Here is a 25445-nt window from a genome sequence, read left to right as displayed (position 1 = left end):
AATATGTATAATAAAAATATATAAAAACATACAAATAAGTATTCTTTAATTACTGAAAACTGCTTTTGAAACTATTCTGTGGTGGAAACTTCATCCAGAAAGTCAAACAGGAACTTCATGTCTTCAATGAATTCGCCATAGTCAGAGGGTAATTCTTCATGCTCGTTTGTCAAATAGTAAAGAAGCAAACTTCTGAGCCGTCTCCTGAACTTAGGAATCTCAACCAGTCCTAAGAAGTCGTCAAAAGCAGAAATTGATTTGGGCGTTGCGAAGACAGGTTTGGTTCCACTAGAGTCTACCTTTGAGTTCTTATGGCGAATTCAGAGAACCCAAATAATGCACTTGAACTTCAAAGAAAGATTGGAAAAGGAATTCGCTCACTTAGAGAGTCTAAGGGAATCAAGAACTACGAAAAGTTTGCGATCCAAAATGGTTTCAGTAGATCACACTATTGGAATATAGAGCAAGGAGAAGTCAATCTGACTTTAAAAACGTTGACGAGAATTCTCAACTCACTTGACACAAAAATGGAGGACTTCTTTGGGGAACTTGATGCCTGATGATCTGGCTCCATGGCATCTAACTACTAGCTAGCAGGAGTGCGCCCGAACTAGCAGAAAGACACGAAGATAGCGCAGCTACCCAACACCCACAACGGCATCTACGAAGAAGTGCATTCAGAAGATCAAATCCAGAAGCAAGACAGTTGCTAAGAGAGAAGATGCTTGCAGAACCTGCCTGCCGGCAGGCAGGTGGGTAGCGGAGCGGTGAAGATCAGATGAAATTTGTAGAAAGCACTCAGGCGCATTCGTGCTAGCAACTGTTACCAATAGTCATAGCCTAATCAAATCCACGCAATGTTTCGATTCGGTCCTGTCTTCCAATTATCGTCATGATTTCAGCTACGCCACTATTAACTCGATAAAAAATTGTATCAACACCACAAACACATTTTCTATATCCTGATTTAATGAAGTCGACAGACTCAAAAGCATATGGTCGTTCTGCTATTAGTTCGAATTTGTCGAAGAAAGCGTTGAAATACTTATCTGCTTGCTCGGGTCCAAATTTTTCGTCTCCATATCGATGAATTCTTATCAAGTCCTCCTTGGCTATGTTACTGATTCTATATTCAGCCATTATTGAGATTTTGCTTGTCTAAGAATATCAGCTCTGGAGTCGTTAGTGAAGCCTGATTTTTCTGCTTTCTCTAACTTCATTCGGATATAGTCAATTTCTTGTTGTTGTTTTCTTGCTTGACGAATTAGGTCGTTTACAAGTTCACTTTTACTAGAATATTCTCGACTTTCAATTTGAGCTTTTAACCATTCGTCATTTGGTTCTGTGAAAGATATACTTTGTCGTCCCATAATTATACTTTGGTGCAAATTTACACCAAGTTGTTGTTAATTCAGCCATATGGAGTTACTGAAGAACGATTATTGATAACGTCCATGTATGAGGCGTGTGCTCACACTTGGATCGAAGTAGCAAAATAGTGAAATCTGCCGGTGCTTCCAAAGTATCAGAAAGCACTGCGCTTAGAAAAATGAAAACTCCTGCGAACTATACTCTATAGAAGCACAAAACTTTCCTCAGCGGGAGATTCACGGTGATGTTTGCAAGAAAGTTTGCTAGAAGCACTCAAGCACATGCCTCATACATATTGTTGGGCTGTCGTCACTTTTTCTATTGTTTCTAGTTCGTCAGTCTTCGTTCCAAGTTCCTCTTCAATATCATAATCATCTTGAAGACCAAGCCAGAATTTCGGAGTTGTTCCGAAGTACTTACTCAATCTTAAAGCTGTGTCAGCAGTTACACGTCTATTCTTTTTTAGTATTTCGCTCACTCTTGTTTGGGGAATATGCAAATCCTTGGATAATCGATAAGCAGAAATTCCCATAGGTCGCAAAAATTCCTCTGATAAAACTTCGCCTGGATGTATGTTCGGTAGCTTTTCCATATTCTTCATTTTTCTAGTGATAATCAATTATTTCAACGTTGTTAGCATTTCCATCTTCCCATTGGAAAATAATTCGCCATTGGTCGTTAATTCGGATGCTGTAGAAGTCTTTTAAGTTTCCACTTAGTTTCTCAAGTCGGTTGGATGGTGGAATTCTTAAGTCGGAAATGTTTTGAGAGTTGTTTAACATTCTCAATTTTCTTCGTCCGGCAGTTTGTATTTCAAAGGGCCACTTTCGTACTCGTTCTCCGTTCCATACTTTTTCAGTTTCCTTAGATCCAAAAGATAAAATCATACTAACTCCATGCGTTACTAACGTTAAAGGTAGGTAAAAAGTTATTGTTTAAGAAAATCATCTTGGTTTCGGGGAGAGGAGATGCAGCCCAACTATAATGTAAACACCACAAACCCGTGCAAATAATTGTTTTACACAATCCATAACGTTCAAATGGAAAACTAAGAGTTTTCATATTCAGAACATAACGGTTCTTAAAAATCCTCAGCTTAACGTCTGCGGCTCCACCATCACCACTTCTTCTTTTTCTACAATCACCTGGCCTGCAGGCGTGCCTTTCATCTTCCGGACGAATTTCTTCTGTGTATAAATCACCGGGCAGAGGGTGTCTGTTTTGCGCTTGGAGTTGGCTGCTGCCAGAGCGGCCGCTTTTTCGATGATGTGATCGGGATAGTTTTGTCCCGGCTTTTGTCGCACAACCACGTGCGAACCGGCTACATCTTTTGCATGGAGCCAAAGGTCATTCTTATTTGCGACTTTCAGCGTGAGTTCATCGTTGGCTTTGGCGTGCTTGCCAAGCAAAATTTGCCAGCCGTCAACTTCAAACGTGTGATACGGAAGGATTTCTTCCTTTACGGCATCTTTCTTAGTCAGGCCATGATCCTTGAAATATTTTCTGAGTTCCTTGGTATCTTCAATGTCCTGAATGTGCAGAATTTGTCTACTTAACTTCTCAATGAGGGCTTCTTTGGCCGAAATGTTTTCTTTCAAAGCGTCAATTTCCTGGTGCCTGTTTTTTGATTTCCGATACAGGTTTTCAGCGTTTTTCTGTGGGCTTAGCTCGCGATTGAGCTTTATCTCTATGGGCTGATCGGTATAAAAGTCATGGAGCACGGCTTTGGAAAGGCCTGTTTGTAAGCTATTCAGGTTGGCCATGAGGATGTTGGCGACTTCCTCCGGACTTCTTGCATTTGCTACTTGCGCCAGCTTGCTTTTGGTTTTGAAAATGTAATTTTCTGATTTTTTTATTCGCTGTTTGAGCTTATTGATGCCCTCCGTTTTTTCTTTTTCAAAATAGAAACTGCGTACGGTTTTATGGTAAAGGCTATTGCATGCGGCTATTGCGCTTTCTGTTTTTTCAGGACTTTCCTTGATCAAGCTGAGTGACGGATCATCGTGCAGGAAAATCTCCTTTCCATCGAGTTGAGTGAGTAGTTGTTGGAATAATCTCCACTTGCGCTCATCCGGTTGACCATAAAATTCGCTTTGTTCCAAAACGATTTTTACCTCTTTGCCCAGAGCCGGGATAAGCATCATCGGATCGTATGCGCTGGAAACAAATTGCTGCTCAGTAACGGATATCTTTTTATGAAGGTCTGCAGGATTGATTTCTAAATCCTGATGTAAGTTTTTCCGGAAGAGTTTGACAATTTCGCCACCTGCGGAAAGCAAAATATTTGCCCTTCGTGCATGCATCTTGAAGATGAGCGCTTGCTGATTAAAAGTTATCTGAAATGATCGCTCATAGCTAAAGACAGACACCCCTGTTACGACCTGGTCGAGCAATTCAGGAAACAAATCCACACTGTTTTTCCCTGCACGCGCAAAATCATCAGGAAAGGAGAGGAGTGATACGTTAGGATCAAGAGTTGCTCGGATGTAAAATTCCCTCTCTCCATCACCAAATCCGAGAATCAACTCATCCTTGTTTTGCGAAAAGCATTCGAGTAAGGTCAACCCGATAAGTTCTTTTGCTAGTTCAGGGGTAAGGCGCTTTAGAAAAAAGTAGTTATGAAACATGCGGATTTATAGATATCAAGTTCCTGTAGCTTTTTATGGCATGAAAGTAACTAGAAACCGGCAACTAGATCACTAGTTGCAACCCATCCCAGGCTAGCTCAACGTTCTCCGGCAATTCATTGGACACCTCCATGTGTAGGCCCAGTCGATGGCTGATGTGAGTGAGATACCCTTTTTCTGGATTCAATTCCTGCATGAGGCTCACGGCTTCATCAAGTGTGAAGTGACTGATGTGATTTTCTTTTTGAAGGGCATTGAGTACGATTACTTTGGAGCCCTTTATCTTTTCTTTCTCCTCCTCAGAAATGTGATTTGCATCCGTGATGTAGGTGAAATCGCCAAATCGAAAGCCATATACAGGAAGCTTGTGATGCATAACTTCAATAGGAATGATTGATTGACCTTGCACTTCGAAGGGTTCTCCGGTGAGTGTGTTGAGGGCTACCTTTGGAATGCCAGGGTATTGACTTTCAGAAAAGATGTAGGAGAATTCCTGCTTCAGCTGATCTTGTACTTCCGTCCTCGCATAGATCGGCATATCTTTTTTCTGAAGGAAGTTGTAGCTCCGGATGTCATCCATGCCAGCGGTATGATCTTTATGTGCGTGCGTAAAAAGTACGGCATCCAGCTGATCGATTCGCGCTCTAAGCATTTGCTGACGAAAATCGGGTCCTGTATCCACTACGATGTTTACGCCGTTTAGCTCAACGAAAATGGAGGAACGCAGGCGGTTGTCTCGGTAGTCTACGGATATGCAAACATCACATTTGCATCCAATGACGGGTACACCTTGTGAGGTGCCTGTGCCGAGGAAAACAATCCTCACAGCTGCAGCTGATTATTGGTTATTTCTGCGTAGAGTTTTTTGTTGTTATCGCTGAGTTTAGCGCTATCTACTTTGATGGATCGAATGATTTCAATCAAGCTATTCACCTTTCCTTCCAGGGCAAAAAATTTATTTATTACTGCAACTTTGCTTTCATTGAGTATACAATATCCTGATTGGAAGTTTCCTTTTTCGTACCGAAGTATATAGTCTGTTTCAGACATAATATCTTCCAGCTTGTTCAAAAAATGGTTGGTATACTTAATTGTCATCCGTATATTTTTTCACCATCTCAACTACCGAATCATAGTTGAGCGGCTTAGGAATGAACGCATTGATTCCTACCTCTTCAAAATCATCCATCGAGTAGTTATTTGCATTTCCTGTGATTGCCACTATTGGAATTTTTTGATTATTCCCGGCTGTGCTGCGGATTTGTTTAGCACATTCCATTCCATCCATTACGGGCATGTGAATGTCAAGCAGTACGAGTCCAAATTTTTCTTTGGCGAGCAGATCCAAGACCTGTTGTCCATTTTTCACAGAAGAGATTTCATAGTTCAGCTGTGAAAGTATCTTTTTCGTAAGATTTTGAATTACACTGCTGTCTTCGGCTACAATTATTTTTTTACTCATCTGTGACTAATAGGTTTTGGCTACTCTCTTTGAACTCCTGAAACAGTGCCTTCAAGTCTTGCACTTTGCTCTCCAGTTCCTCAAATTTATTTTCTTTTAACCTTTTTTCAATGTCGGCGGCTTGTTTAGATAACTTTTCTACACCTAATGTGCCTGAATTGCCTTTAAGCGTATGAAGTTCACCCCGCATTTTCTCATAATCTTTCACTTTCAAATATTTTTCGGTGTTTTTTACCAGCTGCACTGCCTCTTCTTCAAACTCCAATAGTGTTGCTTCTATCAGCTCCTGACCACCAAATTTGGCAAGCTGATTAAGTGTGTTTTGATTAATGACAAGATCTTCTGCCTTCTCAACAATGGAATCGATGGAAACCTCTATTGGCTTAAAGTCTACCCACTTTTTAATTTTATCAATGAGCATTTCCGCTTTTATTGGCTTTGCAAGGTAATCGTCTAAGCCAGCGTTGAGAAAGCGTTCGCGATCTTCTTCCATCGAGTAGGCCGTCATTGCTATGATCGGTGTATTGCCTCCAAATTCAAGTTTTCTCACTTCCTGTGTTGCTTTTATACCATCCATTTTTGGCATTTGAATATCCATGAAGATGAGGTCGTAATTTTCTTCCTTCACCTTTTCAATGGCGTGAAACCCGTCGTATGCCTCGTCGATCTGGCAACCTGATTTAATCATGATGCTACTTGCCACCTTCCGATTCACGTCATTATCGTCAACCAAAAGAATTTTGGGCTGCTTACCAGTAAACTCTTTAGTAAAAGGTTTGTCCGGTTGTATGGTTTCAACCTCACTTTGAGATACTTCTTGACCCATAAAGGTGAACCAAAAAGTGCTACCCAGTCCAGGAGTTGACACTACCCCGATTTCACCTCGCATGGATTTCACCAACTCCCGCGAAATAGCGAGACCAAGCCCCGTCCCTCCAAAATTCTTGGAACTACTGTTGTCCAGTTGATGAAAGCTTTGGAAGAGGCTCTTTTGATCCTCCTCCGATATGCCGATTCCTGAATCCTTGATGGTGACCTTAAACACAAACTGCTTGCCGCGTTTTTTCACCAGACGTATGCTCATGTTGATGTTTCCCTTGCTTTCACTGAATTTAATTGCATTGGAAGTTAGGTTCGAAAGAACCTGAATGAGTCGGGTTTCATCGCCAAGTATCCAATCCGGGATTTTTTCGTCTATGTGGTAGTAAAGGTTATTGTCTTTGGATGAAGCTTGCTGAGAAAATAGATCGTAGACCTTTTCAATGGTTTTTACCAAATGAAGTGGCTGTTGTCTTAGGTCCATTTTTCCTGCCTCTATCTTCGATAGGTCCAGAATGTCGTTGAGGATGTTGAGTAACGTTTGCGATGATTTATTGATGGTCTTCACATACTCGGATTGCTCACCATCCAGGCTGGTACTGGCCAAAAGGTCGATCATCCCAATGATCCCGTTCATCGGGGTTCGTATTTCATGACTCATGTTTGCTAGAAACCGCTCTTTGATCTTTAGGGATCTCTCCGCCATTTCTTTGGCACGCTTAAGCTCATCGTTGGTCTTCTTGAGCTGAGAGATGTCTCTCGCTACGCCCTCAATTTCATCTGTGCCGTCATCCTTGTTGATGAGCCGGATGTTGAAGAAGAATTGCAACCTCTTACCATCGGCTGTCTTGAGCGTACCCTCGACGTTTTGTATTTTATTCTCTTTGTTAATCCGTCTTCCAATCTCCAGTATTTGTGGAGCTCTTACCGCATAATCCAGGACATTGGTGTTGATCACTTTTTTGGTTTCATAGCCAAGTACTTCCTGCACAGAGGGGCTGATCATGGTCACTTTACCTTCGGTATTGCACCTGAAATAGATGTCTTGAAAGGATTCGAAAATCGTACGGAATTTTTCTTCGCTGGCTATCAGTGCGCTTTCAGATTCTTTTTTCTCTGTAATGTCATTTGCAATAATGGAGAGTTCTTCTATGCGACCATTCGGCAAGAAAATGGGATTTGCAAATACTTCACGCCAGACCATTTTGCCAGATTTATCCAGTGTGTTGGTTTGGAAGTTTACAAACTTGCCGGTAAATGCCTCCTCATATTTAGCCACCCAAAAATCCCGAACTTCATCAGGCACCTCGTTGGAGACCTCCCTTATACTGGTGCCTAGTTTAGGCTTGAGTCCGTAGTATTTTTTAAATGCTGTTTCATAGTTCTGATTGAAGGAAGTGAATCGGAATTCCTTATCAACGGACCATATTTCATGTGTACTACTATCGAAGATTGCACCTAAAGTCGCAGCTTGATTTTCGATTTTTTCTTCTTTGTGCTGCCGTTCCATTGCCAGACTAATTTGACCGGCGATGTAGTCTAGAAGTTCTAAATCTTTGTTGTTGAAAGCACTTTGATCGTTGTAACTGCATATGGACATGACTCCCATCTCAGAGGCGGTCCTAATGATTACCCCTAACCAGATTTTTGGAATTGGATCTTGAAATTCAACCCCGATTTGCTGACTTATTTTCTCAATGCCGTCACTGTATACAATGAGCGATCTGTCCCGCTGCACGGTATACTCCATTAGCTCATGGTCTACGTCAAAAGCGAAATTACTCGTCTCTGCTTTTTCATTGATGTTGAAGATTTTGCGATAGTCTTTGCCTTCTTTAAGAGCAATATGAAAGTTTTGAACTTTCAACATCTGGTTTAGCTGACTGTAGATATTTTTATAAAGCTGCTCAAGGTCATTTTCCGTGATCGTAATATTGGCAATCTGATAATACAGACTTTGAGCACTTTCAGCTCTGATTCTTTCGGTAATATCATAGAATACACATCGATATTCCACAGGTTCCCCATTTTCAAAAACAGAGGTCAATTTGCCTGTTACGTAAATGTTTTTTCCTGTTTTTGAGATCAATACGGTTTCGAAGCGTTCGAATCGGCTGCCGGCGGTTATTTTAAGAATATTTTGAAGAGTACCTCTGCGGTAGTCCGGATGAACCACCTCTAGAAATTTAAGATCCGTTATTTCATCCTCGGTATAAGTGAGCTTATTCTTTACAGCCTCGTTAGCAAAACGAATTTCTCCGGTCTTTCTGAATATGGTGATAAGATCGTTTGAATTGTCAAAGAGATCTTTCAGGTTTTGATTGGTCTTTTCTACCAGTGTATAATAGTCACGCTGGGTATTATCCAATTGAGCTTGAAGATTGGCATTTTTCTTCTTTAGTTCATCAATATCGTTTTCCACCTCGGCCATATCGAATAAAATTAGGCATTTTAGCCATTCAAAAGATGGGTATTTCGAGCAAACCTTTATTAATATCTATTGTAGGACCAACAGCCGTCGGTAAAACGGCATTGGCAATTGATTTAGCACAATGGCTTAACACGGAGATCATTTCCGCAGATTCCAGGCAGTTTTATCAGGAAATGACTATAGGAACCGCTAAACCAACCGTGGAGGAGCTTGAGAGAGTGCCTCATCATTTCATTAATACACATTCCATCGAAACACTTTACAGCGCGGGTGAATTTGGGAGAGATGCGATACAAAAGATTGAAGAATTGCACCGTACGAACAAGTCCCTAATTGCAGTCGGAGGTTCTGGGTTGTACTTGAAAGCCATATGGGAAGGTTTTGATGAGATGCCTGAAATAGCCACTGAGGTGAGAGAGAAGTTGAATAAAGAACTGCTGCAGGGAGGTCTTTCACCTTTACTTGAGGAGCTGGAAAAAAGGGATTTGGCCTATTTTCAAGAAGTAGATCAGCACAATGGTCAGCGCGTCATCCGAGCGCTGGAAGTCATCCGAGGAACAGGTAAACCATTCTCTTTTTATAGGAAAAACAAGAAAAATGAGTTGCCGTATGCCAATTTAAAAATTGGTTTGAATATGGATAGAGAAAAACTGTTTGACAGAATAAATCTCCGCATGGATCAGATGATTGAGCAAGGCCTGTTTGACGAAGCACAAGGACTGCACACCTACAGAGCACACAATGCGCTGCAAACTGTCGGGTATTCGGAAATATTTGAATTCATGGATGGAGTATACGACAAAGACGAGGCGATCAGGCTATTGAAAAGAAATAGTAGAAGATATGCGAAAAGACAATTGACTTGGTTTGGACGTTATGATGACATTCATTGGTTTGAGTCAGATAAAATTGAGGAGATAAAAGATCTAATTTCAAAGACACTTCTCTGAGTAACCGGATTTATGTTGATTTGCCTTTGAATCATGGAACCTAACCGCAAAATCCTCATCATCTCATATTATTGGCCTCCTAGCGGAGGTGTTGGAGTCCAGCGTTGGATGAACTTTGCGTTACAGTTGAAAGAGCGAGGGTGGGAACCCATCGTGCTAACTCCGGAAAACCCACAATTTGAAATCAAAGACGAGAAGCTGCTGGAGCGGGTGAAAGACATTCAAACAATTAGACTCCCAATTTGGGAACCATTTAATCTTTTTCATAAGCTTACCGGCAATAAGGAACGAAAAAATGTGCAGCAAGGGTTGGTGCTTGAAAAATCTGAAAAGGGCTTGAAAGACAAGTTGATGGTTTGGATTCGAGGCAATCTATTGGTTCCAGATCCACGTACTTTCTGGGTGAGGCCAGCCGCTAAAAAAGCAATTGAGGTAATCAAGGAGCAAGGTATTGGGACGATCATTACCACAGGTCCACCTCATAGCATTCATTTAATTGGCAGAAAGACAAAAAGAGCAACTGGTGTAAAGTGGCTAGCTGATTTTAGAGATCCCTGGAGCAAGTGGGATGTGCTGAAAAAATTGAATACCTCCACCTACGTATTGAGCATACACAAACGTCTGGAGAAGAGCGTGTTGTCTGAGTCAACCATTGCAACCACGGTAAGCAAAAGATTGGCCAGTGCATTTGGAGGAATAGATATTCTACACAATGGGATTACAGTCAATAATGAGTCTAATGTCGAACCTAACGAATCACACTTTACCATTGGTTATTTTGGAATGCTGAATGAGATGAGGAACCCTCGTCAATTATGGCACTTGCTGGATCAGATGTGTCGGGAGAGTCAGGTATTCGCTAACAAACTTAAAATCAGAATTGGAGGCATAGTCTCCGAATCTATCAAAAGCGAGATAAACGAATTGAATGAGCTAAAAGACAAAGTTCAGTTTTTGGGTTATTTACCCCATGAAGGTATTCAAGATGAATACCGAAGGTGTAATGTGCTGCTTTTGCTTTTAAACAAATCGGATAACTCTGAATGGATATTACCGGTAAAATTCTTCGAATACCTGGCAGCTCATCGGTTGATTTTGGGTTTAGGTGAGCGTAAAAGTGATTTAGGTGATTTGATGAATGATAAGGATGTAGGGGAAATTTTGGCATATTCTGAAATTTCCAGCATTAGAGGGTTTATTGAAGATATCTTTGAAAATGATCGGCTGCCAACGAGAGAAGACTCAGAGATATTGCTGGATCAGTTTTCACATAAGCACTTGGTGGAAAAATTGGAGAAGCTACTACTGAAATGAATAAAATAAGAGTCGGATTGATTGGTTGCGGACGGATTGCTCAAAGGCATGCAGGTCACATCGCAGAGCAGGGTGTATTGGCTGCTGTCTGTGATGTAAACATTGAAAAAGCTCAAAGGTTAGGCGAAGAACACGAGATTCCATTTTTTACGGATGTTGAAACCTTTCTGAATTTTAAAAACATGGATGTTGTGTCCGTATGCTCGCCCAATGGATTGCATGCAGAACATACCATCAAAGCATTGAATGCCGGATTTCATGTGTTGTGTGAAAAGCCTATGGCACTATCTTCCTCCGATTGCGAAGAAATGATCAAGACCGCTGAAAGATGCAACAAGCGCCTCTTTATTGTCAAACAAAATCGGTTCAATCCGGCCATTGAGGCCGTTAAGGAAAAAATTGATCAGGGAGCCTTGGGAAAAATTTACTCGGTTCAACTCAATTGTTTTTGGAATCGAAATTTTGATTATTACCAAAAATCTGATTGGAAAGGAACTAAAGGATTAGACGGAGGTACGCTTTTTACCCAGTTTAGTCATTTCATAGATTTACTCTACTGGATGGTGGGAGATGTAGAAGAATCGTCAGCAATGATCCAGAATTATGCTCACGAGGAGGTTATTGAATTTGAAGATACAGGAGTGGTGTCATTGAAGTTCAAGAATGGCGTGTTGGGTACAATCAATTACACGGTCAATGCTTTCGATAAAAATATGGAAGGATCGATTACCTTATTTGGAGAGAAAGGAACAGTAAAAGTTGGAGGCCAGTACCTGAATAAGCTCGAATATCAGTCATTGGAAGGTGAGGAGATAGGCGATTTACGTAAAGGAAACCCTGCCAATGAATATGGTGAATATCAAGGGAGCATGAGCAATCACGATCGTGTATATGAAAACTTGATTGATGTACTTCAGCACGGAGGAAGCATTGCTACCAATGGACTTGAAGGGTTAAAAACCGTTGAAATAATCGAAAAAATATATAAGTCAGCACATGGCTAATCAGTCATTCATTGTGGGAGATGCCGGAGGGTCAGGCACGCAATGGCGTGTTGTTAATGGAGATTCCATTGCTCAATTTGAAACAGTGGGATTCAACGCATACACCCACAGCATGGACGATCTCAAAGAAAGTATCCGCAGTACTTTTGGTGACACAATACCCTTTGATATTCCCACATACTTGTATGCCGCTGGAATTGATACCACCGAGCAATCTGTCGATACGAAAAAATCACTCACAGATATTTTTGGTGAAAATGTCTCTGCTAATAATGATTTAGTAGGAGTGGCCAGATCACTTTTTGGCAAAGAAGCAGGAAATGTTTGTATCCTCGGTACCGGAGCGAATGCCTGCTATTACGATGGTGAAAAGGTAAATAAGGTAAGCGCCTCTCTTGGCTATGTGCTTGGCGATGAAGGAAGCGGTGCATATTTAGGCAAGCAATTACTTAAAGGTATTTTTAGAAAACAGCTAGCTATTGACATCATTGATTCATTCAATGAGCAGTTTAATCTCACCTCACATCAAGTCATTCAGCGTATTTATGATCAGCCGAAACCCAATCATTTTTTAGCATCATTTGCGCCATTCATTTTTGAAAATCGCAATCATCCAGAGGTTCATGAATTGATCAGATCCACTTTTGATGATTTTTTTGATGCTTTTTTCAGTAATCATCAAGGAGGAGAAACCCCTTTTTGTTTCTCTGGGTCAATTGCTTTTCACTTTTCGGACATTCTGCGTCAAGTAGGAGCTGATAGAGGTATTCTCACGAAACATATCGTACAGTCCCCAATTTCAGGACTAGTTTTATATCATCAACAATATGGCTAAGAAACCACTTACCGAGTCTGATTCTCACTACGATCATTTAGAGCAGATGAGTGTAAATGAGTTATTGATGAGCATCAACGAGGAGGATCAAACAGTCCCTTTGGCCGTGAAAAAATGCATCCCTCAAATTGAAGCCTTTGTGCTGCAAATTGTACCTCGAATGAAAAAGGGAGGCCGACTGTTCTATGTGGGAGCGGGTACAAGCGGAAGGTTGGGAATTGTAGATGCTTCAGAGTGTCCTCCAACGTTTGGGGTAGATCATGGGGTAGTAGTGGGGCTGATTGCTGGCGGTGATGAAGCCATTCGAAAAGCAGTTGAGTTTGCCGAAGATGATTCAGTGCAAGGCTGGAAGGATTTGGAAGAATGCACCATTGGTGAGAATGATAGTCTCATTGGGATTGCTGCTTCAGGCAGAACGCCTTATGTTATTGGAGCCATAAAGGAAGCGAGGCAACATCAAATTTTGACCGGATGCATCACATGCAATGAAAATTCAGTTTTGGCAGCCGCAAGTGAATACCCCATCGAAGTGTTGGTTGGGCCGGAGTTCGTTACCGGGAGTACCCGCATGAAAGCAGGCACTGCTCAAAAACTGATTTTAAATATGATCTCTACCACTGTAATGATACAGCTGGGTCATGTGGCCGGCAATAAAATGGTTGATATGCAACTCAGTAATGAGAAGCTGGTGGAGCGCGGAATACAAATGGTGATGGACAAGTTGCGGATCTCCCATTCGGAAGCGGAAAAAATGATCCTAAAGCACGGTTCTGTGCGAAATGCGATTGATTCTGTAGAAAATTAACTTTTCCTTGAAATAACAAAATTTTGTTTGTTATCTTTTTGTTAAGCCAAATGTGGAAAACTTAAACCTGAAAGAATGCTTAGTTGGGAAGAAGATTCTACTTTTGCGACATCAATATATAAACCATATAGAAAGATAGAATGAAAAAAGTTTTACTAGTCCTAGTTCTTTCCATACTTGGAGTGTCGGCCTTTGCACAAGGGGTCACCACAGCTTCTGTGAATGGAAAAGTAGTTGACGGTAACGGTGAAGCTCTGATAGGAGCTACTGTTGTTGTCTTGCACCAGCCTTCTGGTACCCAATATGGAAACATTACTGATGTAGACGGTTACTTCCGAATTCCTAATATGAGAATTGGAGGTCCCTACAAGGTAACGGTTTCTTACATCGGTTTCGACACTCAAGCAATCGAAGGAATAAACCTTGGTTTGGGAGAAAAAAGAAATTTGAATTTTACCCTAGCTGAAAATGCACAAGCACTGGCTGAAGTTGTTGTCACAGCTCAGACTGATGACGTGATCAATTCAGGTAGAACGGGAGCATCTACGAATGTTTCTACCGAGACCATCAATCAAAACCCTTCTATTAGTAGATCCATTGAAGATTTTGTGAGGTTAACTCCTCAAGCTGCATCAGGTGTGGGTAATGGAGGAGTTTCCATCGCCGGAAGCAACAGTAGATACAACAACGTAACAATTGATGGAGCTATCAACAACGACGCATTTGGCTTGAATGCCGATGGTCTTCCTGGGAGTAGTTCATCTGCTGAGCCTATTTCTTTGGATGCAATTGAGGAAATTTCCATTTTGGTTGCTCCGTATGATGTAACAAAAGGTTCATTCACTGGAGGAGGCATCAACGCTGTAACTCGAAGTGGTTCGAATGAATTTGAAGGTTCGGCATATTACTACACGAGAAATGAGAACTTAGCGGGAAAAACCATTGGTGATAATCCTGAAAAACAAGCACCATTTTTCAATAGACAATATGGAGCGAGAGTAGGGGGACCAATCATCAAGAATAAATTGTTTTTCTTCACAAACGTTGAGAGACAAGTAGCAGAAACTCCGATACAGGTAAACCTTGTTTCGCAAGCTGAATTAGATGCTTTTGGTGGGAACGTTCCTTCCAATGTTTCAAACATTAGTGTAGAAACAGCTCAGTCTGTCAGTGATTACCTCTTAGCTACTCACAACTACGATGCGGGAGAATTTGGTTCTCTTTCCCCAAAAACGGAAAACACAAAGATTTTTGGTAAGCTGGATTTCAATTTGAATGAAAACCATCAGATGAGCTTAAGACATAGCTACTTGAAGGCTACTGATGAAAACATTAGCAGAAATCAGAACTTTCTACAGTTTTCAAATAATGGTTACCTGAATGATGTGGTTAGTAATTCAACCATTTTCGAACTGAGGTCAAGAATCGGAGACAACAAATCCAATAACTTGATCATCGGATATACATCCATCAACAGAAAGAGAAACCTTGATGCATATGGAGAATTGTTTCCTCAGGTAGAAATTGATACAGATGACGGAACCACCATTATTGCTGGATCTCAAAGAAGTTCAGTTGGAAACATTCTGGAGCAAGGAATAGCTCAATTGACGAACAACTTCACGATTTACAACGGTAAGCATACGATCACTTTCGGAACGCATAACGAGATGTTCGATATCTTCAACTCATTTGTTAATAGATATCCAGGACATTACGAGTATGACGGACTGAGTAGTTTCTTAGCTGATGACCTTGGTAATGGAGGACGCTTTAGAGTAAGATACTCTCTGGATTATTACAATGATCGTTTCCAACCGGCTGAACTTAGGTTCCTTCAAAGTGGATTCTATGTTCAGGATGAACTTGAAGTTAACAACAGGTTGAGGTTGACTGCAGGACTAAGAGTTGATATTCCATTTTTCCTCGACAAGCCGGAAGCAAACCCATTGTTTCAGCAAGAATTCGGAAGAAGTACTACCAACCTTCCCAGTGGGCAGTTATTGTGGTCCCCGCGAGCAGGATTTAACTTCGATGTAAATGGCGATCAAACACTACAGATACGTGGAGGAGCCGGAATATTTACTGGTCGAGTACCGTTTGTTTGGATTTCTAACATCTACACCAACGCAGGAGCGACTACCTCACTCGTGAGTGTTCGATCAGAAGGAGGAACGAACAATGTTTCACTTTTTGATGATGGAAACAGGACGTATGAGTACTACATAGCTGAGGTTCTTGGAGTAGATGTTGATGATCCATTGGTGAGACAAGAAATCGAGTCTAGACAAGCGAATGCTCCTCGTTCACAGATTGATGCACTTGATGATAACTTCAAGCTGCCACAAAACTTCAGACTTAACTTGGCAGTTGATGCAAAGTTGCCTGGTGGACTTACAGGTACTTTCGAAGCGATCTACTCTAAGACAATCAATGCGATACAGTACCAAAACCTGCAAGTACCAAACCCAGATGGAACAATTGCCATTGAAAATAACAGGCCTACTTATTCATCAAATCAGATAAACGCTAACTTCAATGATGTTTATCTTTTGACGAACACAAATAAGGGGCATCAGTACAGCTTTACGGGTCAGTTAACTAAGACCTGGGATAAAAACCTGTCTGCGATGATGGCCTATACATATGGAGTTTCGAAAGATGTTAATGGTGGTACACACACTACTGCTAACTCTGGATGGGAGTTTAACCCTACGCCGGGCAATCCAAACGATGCTGATTTAAGCTTCTCTGTTTGGGATCTTCGACACAGAATAGTGAGTAACGTGAACTATAAATTGGAATATTCTGATTTCGCTTCAACATCATTCGGAGTGTTTTTCAACGCACAGTCTGGATCCCCTTTTACTTACATGGTTAATGGTGATTTGAATGGAGATGGGTCAAGAGGAAATGATCAAGCGTACATTCCGATTTCAAGCGATGAGATACTTTTTGGTACGGATGATATACCTGCAGATGCAGCAACTCAAGCAGCACTTTGGGCACAGCTGAATGCGTTCATTGAGCGGGATGATTACTTAAGAGAAAACAGAGGTAAAATCGCAGAGAGAAACGCTGCAAGAACACCTTGGACTGCTCAGATCGATTTTAGAATCTTGCAAGAATTTAAATTGCAAACAGGAAAGTCGACTAACCGTATTCAGGTTTCATTGGACATTGAAAACGTAGCTAATTTCCTTAACAACGATTGGGGAAGGCAGTATACTGTTGGATTCAACACGTATAACCTATTGCAACTTGAAGGTTTTGAAGCTGGAACAGGTCGTCCGGTTTATAACTATTCAGATAGAGATGAAGCGTGGACCATTGACAATGCCCCTTCAATCTGGAGAATGCAACTTGGCCTACGATATATCTTTGGAGGGAACTAATTCTCATTAGTTTCTATTGATGAAAACCCTGACCTGAGGTCAGGGTTTTTTTGTTTCTATTCTCAAAAAGTACATTTGTTGCATGCATACCATAGCTCCATATGATCGGTGGAATCAATACTACAATTCCAGTTTGGATGATCGGTCTCCGTTTGCAGGAAAGGAGTATAATTACGATCTCTACTCCGAAAATATCTATGGATACTACATAGATCCAGCGTGGGATTTTTTTGGGTCGGAGACCCTCTATATGAAAATCCTTTTCGCAGATTATGATTTGGGATTTGCTACAATTGAGATGATAGGAGAGTGGAATGATGCACTCAACAACGATATCATGCAGTTTAAGCGAAACATTCTTGAGCACATGATGGGTTTTGGGATCGATAAATTTGCCATAATAGGAGAAAATATCATGAATTTTCATGGAAGTGATGATTGCTATTACGAAGAATGGTTCGAAGATGTGGAAGATGGGTGGATAGCGGGCGTCAATTTTCGCGAATTCATCATTGATGAGATGAAAAACTATAACATCGACAACTATGTAAATATGTCTGGAAGTCTGCAAGTAGAGAAATGGAGAACATTGCCTCCGATGCGTTTTTACGAATTGATCAACGGGTTAATCACCCGACGACTTGCCATTTAATTATTCACTTCTTGCTGATCCAATTGATGAAGCACATCTTCCAGGTTAAGCCGATTCATCTTTGCGATTACTTCCTCGCTAAGTTTTAAAAAATCTTCAGCAACTGAGCTTTGATCCGTAAACGAATAGAGTGAGTCGCAATTTTCATTTGCTTCACTTACTCGAATGGATTGCCGAATACGCTGATCAAAAATTAAACTGCCAAGTTCACGCTCTGCGACCCGTACGATTTTCTGATGGAGGCGGGTATTTTTTCTGTATTGGTTAAAGAAAATCCCCAATATATCCAGCGGCTTCTCCTTTTTGATTTCGTTCAAGTACGTCAATAATTTTTTGAAGCCCGATACGGAAAAAGAACCAGGTGTAGCTGGTATCAAAATGCTGTTGCTATTGGTGATGAATGACTTAACGGTAATCCCGAAATGAGTAGGACAATCCAAGATGATGAAATCATACTTATGACGGATGGTGGAGAGCAGCTTGTAAAAAATGATATGACCAAAAGAGATAAACTGCGTGTTTGACTCCACTTCACCCATGTGGTAATCTCCTGGAATCAAATGCAAGTATGGATGAATTTCTATGGGATTAATATCCGGTTGTTCATTGTGCATCAATTCCCGGGTGATGGTGAACAAGGTTTGCGGGTATTCTTGATCGGCAAGCGCTTGAGAAAGGTTAGCCTGAGGGTCACAATCAATCACCAGTGTTTTAAATGACCTGGACCAGCTGTGTGCTAAGCTAAGTGCAGTGCTGGTTTTACCAACACCTCCCTTAAAATTATATACCGCAATTGTTTGTGACATTCCTCTTTTCTTAAAACATACACTCCAAAAGCGGTGATTCTGGAATGTTAAAATACGGATTTTTTCTCAAAATGATCCTAAGATCAGATTTATATTGGATCGGCAACAACAACTTCCGCCAAGTCTGAAATCAGGTATTTCCGTTTAGACTTTACTTCCTGACATACTGACCTTGTGCGTTTCTTTTCAAGTTTCACGAATGTTTTATGATTAAATGCAAATGCCTCACCAATGGGTATGTCCTTGAGGAGTACTTTATTAGAAGGCTCATCAAATTGTTTCAAGATTTGATACAATACAGGGTCTGAGCAACTCGAAGCTTTTGGGTTTTTGAAATATCTCTGAAGTGCAGACAGCACGTTTTTAGGAAAATTCTTTTCCGTGAGCAAGGGCTCGGATACTTCTTTGAATGACTGCTTCCACTCTTTCCCATGTGGCTGAATTCTTCTCCCATACTTCTGAAATGCGATCAGGTGGCCCACCTCATGCAGGTAGGTAACCAGAAAGGCATATGGATTAAGATCATTGTTTACCGTAATGGTATGCCTATTCGTTTTTGGATTGAAGCGATAATCACCAAGCTTCGTTTGTCTGGCCTTCTTGATTTTAAATTCAAAACCAAGCCGTTGATAAAGCTTAACGCAGTAGTCTACAGATGACTCAGGCACAAATTTTTGAAAGACTTCTTTTGAAGTCATAAATTCGATTGTTTTAACACCTAAATAAAGCAATGCAGTTTTGTCCGATAAATCAAAACCTTATGATGTAATTGCAAAAGGATTGGTTAAATTTATCAGCCAGCTACAATCACCAGAATGAAAATTAGATCACTCACCGTTGCAATATTAATCTGTATGATTGGTATTGCATATGGTCAATGTCCCAGCTACTCCACTTCCAATATACAAACAGGAATCTGCAGTGAATCTTCTCGCGACATCAAGTTGCAAGGAGAAGGTAAAGTAACCCTGATCGTAAATGGAAACCTTACCATCAATGGTGATTTGAATGTACTCGGCGAAACCTTGATTGTGAATGGGGAACTAACAGTGGTTGGCGCTTTCAATGCTGGTCAGGGGTCTTCTGTCATTATTAAAAACGGTGGAATTGTGAGTGTGGTGAGCATGATAAGCGGTTTTGGGTCGGCAGTTACCGTAGAGCAGGGAGGCTCTATGGCGATTTCTCAAAACGCTGGATCAGGACTTTATGCCGCATTCGAAGTAGATTTTGGCGCCTCTGTTTATGTGGGGGGTAGTTTTGTTTCGGGAGGAGTTGGCATATCTGCGATTGATGGGGATATGCGTGTGGATGGCGATTTTACCAACACCGGAGGCGGCGTGGTTGAGGGCAATGGAGTGCTGATGGTAGGAGGAGAATACATTGATAATGGGGATGCTTCCAGTTATTTAGGAATATGTAACGGAACGTTGCTCCCAGTAGAATTCGCGGACTTTACTGGTAGAAAAGAGAAAAAGAATATCATACTTGACTGGCAAACAGCTGGCGAATTAGATAGTCATGGTTTTGAAATTGAACGAAGCAGGGATGGTGAAAACTTTGAAGTAATTGGGTGGACTCCGAGTGATGAGAATAGAACAGAGGCTGGTAAATATTCATTTACAGACAATGATGCAGCTCAGGAAATCTCCTATTACAGGTTGCGCAAAGTAGAATATGACGGTCAATATGAGTATAGCCCGGTAGTTAGGATCGATGAAAAAGGTAATTCCAGCATGCTAGCCGTTTATCCAGACCCCTCAATTGGTCGTGTCAGGAAGCTAAATGAACTCTCGGAATTCCAGTTGTATGATTCAGAAGGCAAACTTTTGCTGGAAAAGAAAAACATCATACGAGTGGAAGCCGAAAGACTGATCTCGCAGCAGATAGCGGAAGGTCCAATTGGCGTTTATACCCTCTCCGCAAGAGTTGGCGAAAGTACCGATCAAATTAGGTTGATAAAGAAGTAACCTATTTTTTCCTGAAAACCATCTTTATAGGCACACCCCTAAAATCAAAGTGCTCCCGCATTCTGTTAGTCAAATAGCGATGATACGGTTCTTTGATATACTGCGGGAAATTGCAGAAAAAGGCAAAAGTAGGCGTGTGGGTCGGCAGCTGGGTAATGTACTTGATCTTGATGTAATGCCCACGAACCGCTGGAGGTGGATAGTGCTCTATTTCCTTCCCCATGATCTCATTCAACTTTGAGGTAGAAATTTTTCGCGATCTATTTTCAAATACGGTCAATGCCAATTCGAGCGTTTGCATGATTCGCTGTTTATTGGTTACCGAAGTAAATATGACAGGGATGTAGTTTAATGGGCCCAGCTTCTCCTCAAGAAACTTCCTGTAGGTGTCAGCAGTCTTGGAGTCTTTATCCTGTAGATCCCATTTATTGACCATGAGGACTATCCCTTTCCTGTACTTATGCGCAAGCCCGATGATATTCATGTCCTGGGACTCCAGTCCTGTTTCCGCGTCTATCATCACAATGCATACATCCGAATCCTGAAGTGCTTGAAGCGCTCTCAAAACCGAGTAAAATTCAATGTTCTCTTTTACTTTGGATTTTTTTCGGATACCCGCAGTATCTGTAAGAATAAAATCTTTCTCAAATAGATTGTACCTCGTATTTATTGCATCACGTGTGGTTCCAGCAATATCGGTCACGATACTTCTTTCTTTGCCTATCAAAGCATTTACAAAGGATGATTTACCTACATTCGGGCGCCCAAGAATGGCAATTCTTGGAACATCATCCGCCTGAAGCTCCTCGTCATCAAATTCTTTCACCACTTCATCAAGAAGATCTCCTGTGCCGGTTCCGCTAGCCGCGGCGATAGGGAATAGATCAGCGTCCATTCCAAGGTTGTAAAACTCGTTGGAGGCCAGATGCTTTTCCTGGTTGTCGGCCTTATTGGCTACCAGGAAAACAGGTTTTTTGATTTCTCTCACAACATTGGCAAAATCCTGATCCAGTCCATGAAGTCCGGTATCACAGTCTACCATAAACAGAATGGCTGTTGCTTCTTCCAACGCCTCCTTCACCTGCGTGCGGATGGCACCTTCGAATATATCATCGGATCCTTCAACGTATCCACCAGTATCAATGACCGTAAACTTCTTACCATTCCATTCGCCATAACCATAGTGACGATCCCTGGTCACGCCGGATTCATTGTCCATGATCGCTTGTTTACTTTCTACCAAGCGGTTGAAAAGTGTCGATTTCCCTACATTCGGTCTACCTACGATTGCTAGAATATTAGCCATTAATTTGAAGGATAAGTATTAAAACGCGAAGATAACCAAAACAGCCGCCAGTTAGTCTCCCTGAGCTAAAGATATGTATTTAGCTACCTGTTCTTCCAGAATCGGCAATGGCACCGAACCATTGCGGAGAATCACATTGTGAAACTCTTGGATGCTAAAATCCTCACCAAGTGCGGACTCAGCTCTCCTTCTCAACTTCTTGATCATCAACTCACCGATCTTATAGCTCAGCGCTTGCCCGGGCCATCCGATATACCTATCGATTTCTGTATTTACTTCGTGCAAAGAAAGAGCGGTGTTTTTTGACATGAAATCAACAGCTTCTTCCCTTGTCCAGCCTTTGTAGTGCATGCCAACATCTACGACCAGTCTACAGGCACGCCACATCTCGTAGGTGTATCTTCCAAATAGGTCATACGGGGTTTCATACATGCCCATTTCTTCCCCTAAGTATTCGGCATATAGTCCCCAGCCTTCGCCAAAGGCACTTATGTAATAGGTTTTTCTGAAGTTGGGAATACCCTCAAGTTCTGAAGCAATTTGAATCTGGAGGTGATGCCCTGGTACTGCTTCATGTAAGGAAAGTGCTGGAAGGGTGTAAAGGGTGCGACTGGGTAGGTTGTAGGTATTTACCCAGTAGGTTCCTGGTCTATTCTGTATACGACTTCCACCAAGGTATCTTCCGCCGGTATAATTTGGTGCAATGTCATCAGGTACCGGTGCTATCGTAAATGGGAGTTCATAAAGCTTGGAAAATAGTTTAGGTAGCTGCCCTTCAGCTTTCTTACTCAACCATGAGGCATAGTTTAGCAATTGTTGCGGGGTTTTAGGGAAGAACTGCTCATCAGTACGAAGAAATTGCAAAAATTCGGCAAATGAACCTTCAAAATTTAATTCTTTGATGATGTCTTCCATTTGCTTGCGTATCCTGCGCACTTCAGCCTCACCGATGGAAAATACGGAGTCTGGCGAAATGTTTAAGGTGGTGAAATGCCTCACTCTGTTTTCATAATATGCTTTGCCGCCCGCTATTCCACTGATGCCAATATTCTCCGGAGCTGAAGCTAAATATGCTTCTTGGAGAAATGTTTTGAGCTCGAGGTATGAGGGGAGGATTTGATCCCTGATGATTGCTTGAGCCTGGTCTTCAATTCTTTTTCTTTCTCCAGCGGAAATGCCCGATGGCATATTTTTTATCGGCTGATAGAATGGGTTTGCATAAAGGTCTGCAGCCGTCCAGGGATCAAGCAAAGAGATGATGTTCTTGACAATGACTTGCGGAGCTTGAATGTTTTCGTCCATTCCTTTTTTGAGCAGCCCTTTATTGTATTGGATGAAAGTAGCAAATGAAGGCAACCATTCCAGATAGTCATCAAAATCCTGAGCTGAGTTGAATGAGAGGTTGGGCAAGAAGAAAGAAGGAGAGTTGAAAAAACCACCTTCTGAATTGAACGGGATCAGGTAAATCTTGAAGTCAATTTGACTGATGACATTTCGCAGTTGGAGAATTTTTATTTGCTTATTGATCTTGCCCTGTTCAGATAGCTTTTCATCAGGTATTGCAATGAGTGCTTGAAGCTTTTCACGAAGCTGATCCGCTTGTTTGATTTGTGAATCAATGTGTTGAAAAGCGTATTCCTTTGGGTGCTGACCGCTCCAAATGGAATTTTCGATAGCGTAAGAGGTGTTTACCTTCCTTATTTCGATGAAAAGCTTGTTGAGCTTCTTATCCGACTGGCCCGAAAGCGTAGAGTTGAGCAAGAGTAGGGCGGCGAAAGAAAAAATGATTTTTCCCATGAGATTGAATTTTATACTGAATCAATTTACAAGATAATCAGCGATCTCCTTTGGGCTAATTATCTCCGTTACGGTTGTCCACTTTGAGAGAATCTATGCCTAACGAATCCATGGGAAGTGTGTTCATTTGAAGCGAATCCATTCTCATGGAATCCAGTAGTGCGAGTGAGTCCAGTACTGCTATTGAATCCATCTTGGCTTTGGCCAGAGCCGCTTGAAAAGCTGCCATCTCCTCTGCAATTTGCTCTTTGGCTACTTCCATGGCTTTTTCGAGTACTTCGTCCCTGCCTTCAATGATCCCGGTAAGTGTCGGTTCAACATAGATATCAGGAACAATGCCTACACGTTGTGTTTCGCTTCCGTCGGGATAGTAAACTCCTATTCCAGACATGGCGGTGTACAACCTCGACACCAGTGCAAATCTGGAAACCTTGCCGTCAGTTCCGGCTGTCTCGCTTCCAACAACCACCACATTTGGTGCAGTTTGTAAACACATGCATGTGAACTCAGCATGGCTTTGTGTGTTTTCATTGACAAGCAGTACTACCAACCCCTTGAAGTAGTCCGGATTGTCTCCTCCACAGGAAGCTTCACCCTGCCACACGAACTTGCCTGGATAGGTATAATCAGGTTTGGTATAGCGTACAAAGATGGTGTCCGAAGGGTTTAGGTATTTTGATATGGCTCGGTAAGTCCCTCTTGGACTGTTTCGAATGTCAAAAATGATGACTGTTTTATCCATCAACTCACCCATCATCTGATCCACGTCTCCAACGACCAGCTCCCCCATGTTTACATACCCGATGGAATCAGAAGGGGTTGTCCATTTAGCTTTAGGACCGGTTTTGGTGTAGGTGAGATCAGCATACTTGTAGAGCGTAAGACTGGTGGTTTTTGTAGATCCATCCCGTTCGATAGTGGCTTGTACAGGTCCTTGAATACCCATAAACAGTGTATGATAGAGGCTTCTGTTTTTTACAGACTCGTTGGATCCCCAGATGTATTTTTTATTCGAATCATGCAAATCGATGGCCGATTCATTGTTGATGGTTTTGATGATGTCACCCACTTGCAAATCTGCCATCTGAGCCTTTTGCTCATCGATGATTTCCGTGATTACCAATTGATCTTCAATCATGTCAAAACGTGCGGGCAAGTAATTGTAATAGGGCATTTGCTCGAGCGTTGGAGTCATAAATCCGGCATGACTGTCATCAACTTTTACTACCAATTCCAGCATGGCCAAGTGAAAGTCCAGCTTAGTTTTAGCTGCTAAAAATTTCGGAATCATTTCTTTCAGCACATCATCCCATGACTGCTCAGTTTGATATTTGTATGGATAGAAGTATTCGATGTAATTCCAATAGCGGAAGAGCGGGAGCAGGCGCTGATTTTCATCTTTCCAATTGAGGTCTTGCTGTGGAAGCTCATTTTTTGGTTCAAATTCCTGAATCTTCCCTTGTCCTATATAATAGTGATCTCCTTGAAAGCGATTTTCCTCAACCCCTTTCAAGGTCTCTTTCAGCTTATCAGTAAATACGCTACTCTGTGTCCAGGACAGGTCAAAATTTTTCAAAAATGGATCGTAAGGAGCTGGCTGGCAGCTGGTGCAAGGCTTGATTGCACCCAGGTTATAAATCCAACGAGCCATGTAGTCGGAGAGCTGAGCATGTGTTTGAAAATTTGACGTAAAACCCAAAACCTTTTGCATCTTATCATCCCAGTCAAATGCACCTCGACTCACGAGGGGATGGTAATATTTCAAAAAACCCCAAACCTTGCAGGTATAGTATATCCGATCAATCTTAGATAGGCTCTGTTCTTTCTCGAGCGGTGCAGGCTGAGCCGTGAGATTCGTGAGAAATAGACAAAAGAGGATTGTAAATAATGACAGCTGACGCATG

The 25445-nt window shown here is 41.7% G+C and carries 23 protein-coding genes; 9 read left to right on the top strand and 14 right to left on the bottom strand.

All coding sequences use genetic code 11. From position 1 onward, the window contains the following. Positions 1–311: 311 nt before the first annotated feature. Positions 312–560 (top strand): helix-turn-helix domain-containing protein, encoded by a 249-nt coding sequence (locus ABJF57_RS11120; protein WP_462229007.1) that lies wholly within the window; start codon positions 312–314, stop codon positions 558–560. A gap of 280 nt (positions 561–840) precedes the next feature. Here the strand turns inward: ABJF57_RS11120 and ABJF57_RS11115 are convergent, their stop codons facing one another. From ABJF57_RS11115 to ABJF57_RS11075, 9 genes are all read right to left on the bottom strand, one after another. Further along, the gene (locus ABJF57_RS11115) at positions 841–1140 is read right to left on the bottom strand and encodes a type II toxin-antitoxin system RelE/ParE family toxin (RefSeq protein ID WP_462229005.1); all 300 of its coding nucleotides are present in this window, start codon (positions 1138–1140) and stop codon (positions 841–843) included. Then, entirely contained in the window at positions 1140–1370 is a 231-nt protein-coding gene (locus tag ABJF57_RS11110; protein ID WP_462229003.1) for a ribbon-helix-helix domain-containing protein, read from the bottom strand. The genes ABJF57_RS11115 and ABJF57_RS11110 overlap by 1 nt, the downstream gene beginning before the upstream one ends. A 287-nt stretch (positions 1371–1657) precedes the next feature. After that, the gene (locus ABJF57_RS11105) at positions 1658–1963 is read right to left on the bottom strand and encodes a HigA family addiction module antitoxin (RefSeq protein ID WP_462229001.1); all 306 of its coding nucleotides are present in this window, start codon (positions 1961–1963) and stop codon (positions 1658–1660) included. Between the two features lie 13 nt (positions 1964–1976). Continuing rightward, positions 1977–2258 (bottom strand): type II toxin-antitoxin system RelE/ParE family toxin, encoded by a 282-nt coding sequence (locus ABJF57_RS11100; protein ID WP_462228999.1) that lies wholly within the window; start codon positions 2256–2258, stop codon positions 1977–1979. 204 nt (positions 2259–2462) lie between these two features. Further along, complete coding sequence (locus ABJF57_RS11095; RefSeq protein WP_462228997.1) at positions 2463–3998, bottom strand: NFACT RNA binding domain-containing protein; 1536 nt, start codon at positions 3996–3998, stop codon at positions 2463–2465. Between the two features lie 64 nt (positions 3999–4062). Beyond that, the gene (locus ABJF57_RS11090; RefSeq protein ID WP_462228995.1) at positions 4063–4824 is read right to left on the bottom strand and encodes an MBL fold metallo-hydrolase; all 762 of its coding nucleotides are present in this window, start codon (positions 4822–4824) and stop codon (positions 4063–4065) included. Further along, positions 4821–5096, bottom strand: a complete 276-nt coding sequence (locus ABJF57_RS11085; protein WP_462228993.1) for a hypothetical protein — start codon at positions 5094–5096, stop codon at positions 4821–4823. The genes ABJF57_RS11090 and ABJF57_RS11085 overlap by 4 nt, the downstream gene beginning before the upstream one ends. Then, positions 5086–5460, bottom strand: a complete 375-nt coding sequence (locus tag ABJF57_RS11080; RefSeq protein WP_462228991.1) for a response regulator — start codon at positions 5458–5460, stop codon at positions 5086–5088. The genes ABJF57_RS11085 and ABJF57_RS11080 overlap by 11 nt, the downstream gene beginning before the upstream one ends. After that, on the bottom strand, positions 5453–8710 hold the full coding sequence (locus tag ABJF57_RS11075) for a PAS domain S-box protein (RefSeq protein WP_462228989.1): 3258 nt from the start codon (positions 8708–8710) through the stop codon (positions 5453–5455). The genes ABJF57_RS11080 and ABJF57_RS11075 overlap by 8 nt, the downstream gene beginning before the upstream one ends. Positions 8711–8745: 35 nt before the next feature. On the opposite strand from ABJF57_RS11075, the gene miaA reads away from it, so the two are divergent. The 7 genes from miaA (at position 8746) to ABJF57_RS11040 (ending at position 17665) form a co-directional block, all read left to right on the top strand. Further along, positions 8746–9660: a tRNA (adenosine(37)-N6)-dimethylallyltransferase MiaA gene (gene miaA / locus ABJF57_RS11070; protein ID WP_462228987.1), complete on the top strand. Its 915-nt coding sequence runs from the start codon at positions 8746–8748 to the stop codon at positions 9658–9660. 33 nt (positions 9661–9693) lie between these two features. Further along, positions 9694–10974 (top strand): glycosyltransferase family protein, encoded by a 1281-nt coding sequence (locus tag ABJF57_RS11065; RefSeq protein WP_462228985.1) that lies wholly within the window; start codon positions 9694–9696, stop codon positions 10972–10974. Beyond that, positions 10971–11978: a Gfo/Idh/MocA family protein gene (locus ABJF57_RS11060; protein ID WP_462228983.1), complete on the top strand. Its 1008-nt coding sequence runs from the start codon at positions 10971–10973 to the stop codon at positions 11976–11978. Before ABJF57_RS11065 ends, ABJF57_RS11060 begins: the two co-directional genes overlap by 4 nt. Next, positions 11971–12813 (top strand): hypothetical protein, encoded by an 843-nt coding sequence (locus ABJF57_RS11055; RefSeq protein ID WP_462228981.1) that lies wholly within the window; start codon positions 11971–11973, stop codon positions 12811–12813. Before ABJF57_RS11060 ends, ABJF57_RS11055 begins: the two co-directional genes overlap by 8 nt. Continuing rightward, complete coding sequence (gene murQ / locus ABJF57_RS11050; RefSeq protein ID WP_462228979.1) at positions 12806–13618, top strand: N-acetylmuramic acid 6-phosphate etherase; 813 nt, start codon at positions 12806–12808, stop codon at positions 13616–13618. Before ABJF57_RS11055 ends, murQ begins: the two co-directional genes overlap by 8 nt. 140 nt (positions 13619–13758) lie before the next feature. Then, the gene (locus tag ABJF57_RS11045) at positions 13759–17013 is read left to right on the top strand and encodes a TonB-dependent receptor (protein ID WP_462228977.1); all 3255 of its coding nucleotides are present in this window, start codon (positions 13759–13761) and stop codon (positions 17011–17013) included. 82 nt (positions 17014–17095) lie between these two features. Further along, entirely contained in the window at positions 17096–17665 is a 570-nt protein-coding gene (locus ABJF57_RS11040) for a hypothetical protein (RefSeq protein ID WP_462228975.1), read from the top strand. On the opposite strand, the gene ABJF57_RS11035 is transcribed toward ABJF57_RS11040, so the two are convergent. Both ABJF57_RS11035 and ABJF57_RS11030 read right to left on the bottom strand, forming a co-directional pair. Continuing rightward, the gene (locus tag ABJF57_RS11035; RefSeq protein WP_462228973.1) at positions 17662–18471 is read right to left on the bottom strand and encodes a ParA family protein; all 810 of its coding nucleotides are present in this window, start codon (positions 18469–18471) and stop codon (positions 17662–17664) included. The two genes, ABJF57_RS11040 and ABJF57_RS11035, sit on opposite strands and share 4 nt — an antisense overlap. An 89-nt stretch (positions 18472–18560) precedes the next feature. Further along, the gene (locus tag ABJF57_RS11030; protein WP_462228971.1) at positions 18561–19169 is read right to left on the bottom strand and encodes a SprT-like domain-containing protein; all 609 of its coding nucleotides are present in this window, start codon (positions 19167–19169) and stop codon (positions 18561–18563) included. A 117-nt stretch (positions 19170–19286) separates the two neighbouring features. Between ABJF57_RS11030 and ABJF57_RS11025 the strand changes: the two genes are divergently transcribed. Next, positions 19287–20438 (top strand): hypothetical protein, encoded by a 1152-nt coding sequence (locus ABJF57_RS11025; RefSeq protein ID WP_462228970.1) that lies wholly within the window; start codon positions 19287–19289, stop codon positions 20436–20438. A 1-nt stretch (position 20439) separates the two neighbouring features. Here the strand turns inward: ABJF57_RS11025 and der are convergent, their stop codons facing one another. From der to ABJF57_RS11010, 3 genes are read right to left on the bottom strand one after another with little or no spacing between them, the layout of a single operon-like run. Continuing rightward, on the bottom strand, positions 20440–21744 hold the full coding sequence (gene der, locus ABJF57_RS11020; protein WP_462228968.1) for a ribosome biogenesis GTPase Der: 1305 nt from the start codon (positions 21742–21744) through the stop codon (positions 20440–20442). Positions 21745–21795: 51 nt separating this feature from the next. Then, on the bottom strand, positions 21796–23541 hold the full coding sequence (locus tag ABJF57_RS11015) for a DUF885 domain-containing protein (RefSeq protein ID WP_462228966.1): 1746 nt from the start codon (positions 23539–23541) through the stop codon (positions 21796–21798). 55 nt (positions 23542–23596) lie between these two features. Further along, on the bottom strand, positions 23597–25444 hold the full coding sequence (locus tag ABJF57_RS11010; protein ID WP_462228964.1) for a S41 family peptidase: 1848 nt from the start codon (positions 25442–25444) through the stop codon (positions 23597–23599). Position 25445: the final 1 nt, after the last annotated feature.

Source organism: Ekhidna sp., assembly GCF_039940915.1.
GTDB lineage: Bacteria > Bacteroidota > Bacteroidia > Cytophagales > Cyclobacteriaceae > Ekhidna.
This window is presented reverse-complemented; position numbering and strand designations above follow the sequence as displayed.

Coding starts and splice junctions, on each gene's coding strand:
- ABJF57_RS11120 (WP_462229007.1), top strand. CDS start 312: ATGGCGAATTCAGAGAACCCAAATAATGCACTTGAACTTCAAAGAAAG.
- ABJF57_RS11115 (WP_462229005.1), bottom strand. CDS start 1,140: ATGGCTGAATATAGAATCAGTAACATAGCCAAGGAGGACTTGATAAGA.
- ABJF57_RS11110 (WP_462229003.1), bottom strand. CDS start 1,370: ATGGGACGACAAAGTATATCTTTCACAGAACCAAATGACGAATGGTTA.
- ABJF57_RS11105 (WP_462229001.1), bottom strand. CDS start 1,963: ATGGAAAAGCTACCGAACATACATCCAGGCGAAGTTTTATCAGAGGAA.
- ABJF57_RS11100 (WP_462228999.1), bottom strand. CDS start 2,258: ATGATTTTATCTTTTGGATCTAAGGAAACTGAAAAAGTATGGAACGGA.
- ABJF57_RS11095 (WP_462228997.1), bottom strand. CDS start 3,998: ATGTTTCATAACTACTTTTTTCTAAAGCGCCTTACCCCTGAACTAGCA.
- ABJF57_RS11085 (WP_462228993.1), bottom strand. CDS start 5,096: ATGACAATTAAGTATACCAACCATTTTTTGAACAAGCTGGAAGATATT.
- ABJF57_RS11080 (WP_462228991.1), bottom strand. CDS start 5,460: ATGAGTAAAAAAATAATTGTAGCCGAAGACAGCAGTGTAATTCAAAAT.
- ABJF57_RS11075 (WP_462228989.1), bottom strand. CDS start 8,710: ATGGCCGAGGTGGAAAACGATATTGATGAACTAAAGAAGAAAAATGCC.
- miaA (WP_462228987.1), top strand. CDS start 8,746: ATGGGTATTTCGAGCAAACCTTTATTAATATCTATTGTAGGACCAACA.
- ABJF57_RS11065 (WP_462228985.1), top strand. CDS start 9,694: ATGGAACCTAACCGCAAAATCCTCATCATCTCATATTATTGGCCTCCT.
- ABJF57_RS11060 (WP_462228983.1), top strand. CDS start 10,971: ATGAATAAAATAAGAGTCGGATTGATTGGTTGCGGACGGATTGCTCAA.
- ABJF57_RS11055 (WP_462228981.1), top strand. CDS start 11,971: ATGGCTAATCAGTCATTCATTGTGGGAGATGCCGGAGGGTCAGGCACG.
- murQ (WP_462228979.1), top strand. CDS start 12,806: ATGGCTAAGAAACCACTTACCGAGTCTGATTCTCACTACGATCATTTA.
- ABJF57_RS11045 (WP_462228977.1), top strand. CDS start 13,759: ATGAAAAAAGTTTTACTAGTCCTAGTTCTTTCCATACTTGGAGTGTCG.
- ABJF57_RS11040 (WP_462228975.1), top strand. CDS start 17,096: ATGCATACCATAGCTCCATATGATCGGTGGAATCAATACTACAATTCC.
- ABJF57_RS11035 (WP_462228973.1), bottom strand. CDS start 18,471: ATGTCACAAACAATTGCGGTATATAATTTTAAGGGAGGTGTTGGTAAA.
- ABJF57_RS11030 (WP_462228971.1), bottom strand. CDS start 19,169: ATGACTTCAAAAGAAGTCTTTCAAAAATTTGTGCCTGAGTCATCTGTA.
- ABJF57_RS11025 (WP_462228970.1), top strand. CDS start 19,287: ATGAAAATTAGATCACTCACCGTTGCAATATTAATCTGTATGATTGGT.
- der (WP_462228968.1), bottom strand. CDS start 21,744: ATGGCTAATATTCTAGCAATCGTAGGTAGACCGAATGTAGGGAAATCG.
- ABJF57_RS11015 (WP_462228966.1), bottom strand. CDS start 23,541: ATGGGAAAAATCATTTTTTCTTTCGCCGCCCTACTCTTGCTCAACTCT.
- ABJF57_RS11010 (WP_462228964.1), bottom strand. CDS start 25,444: ATGCGTCAGCTGTCATTATTTACAATCCTCTTTTGTCTATTTCTCACG.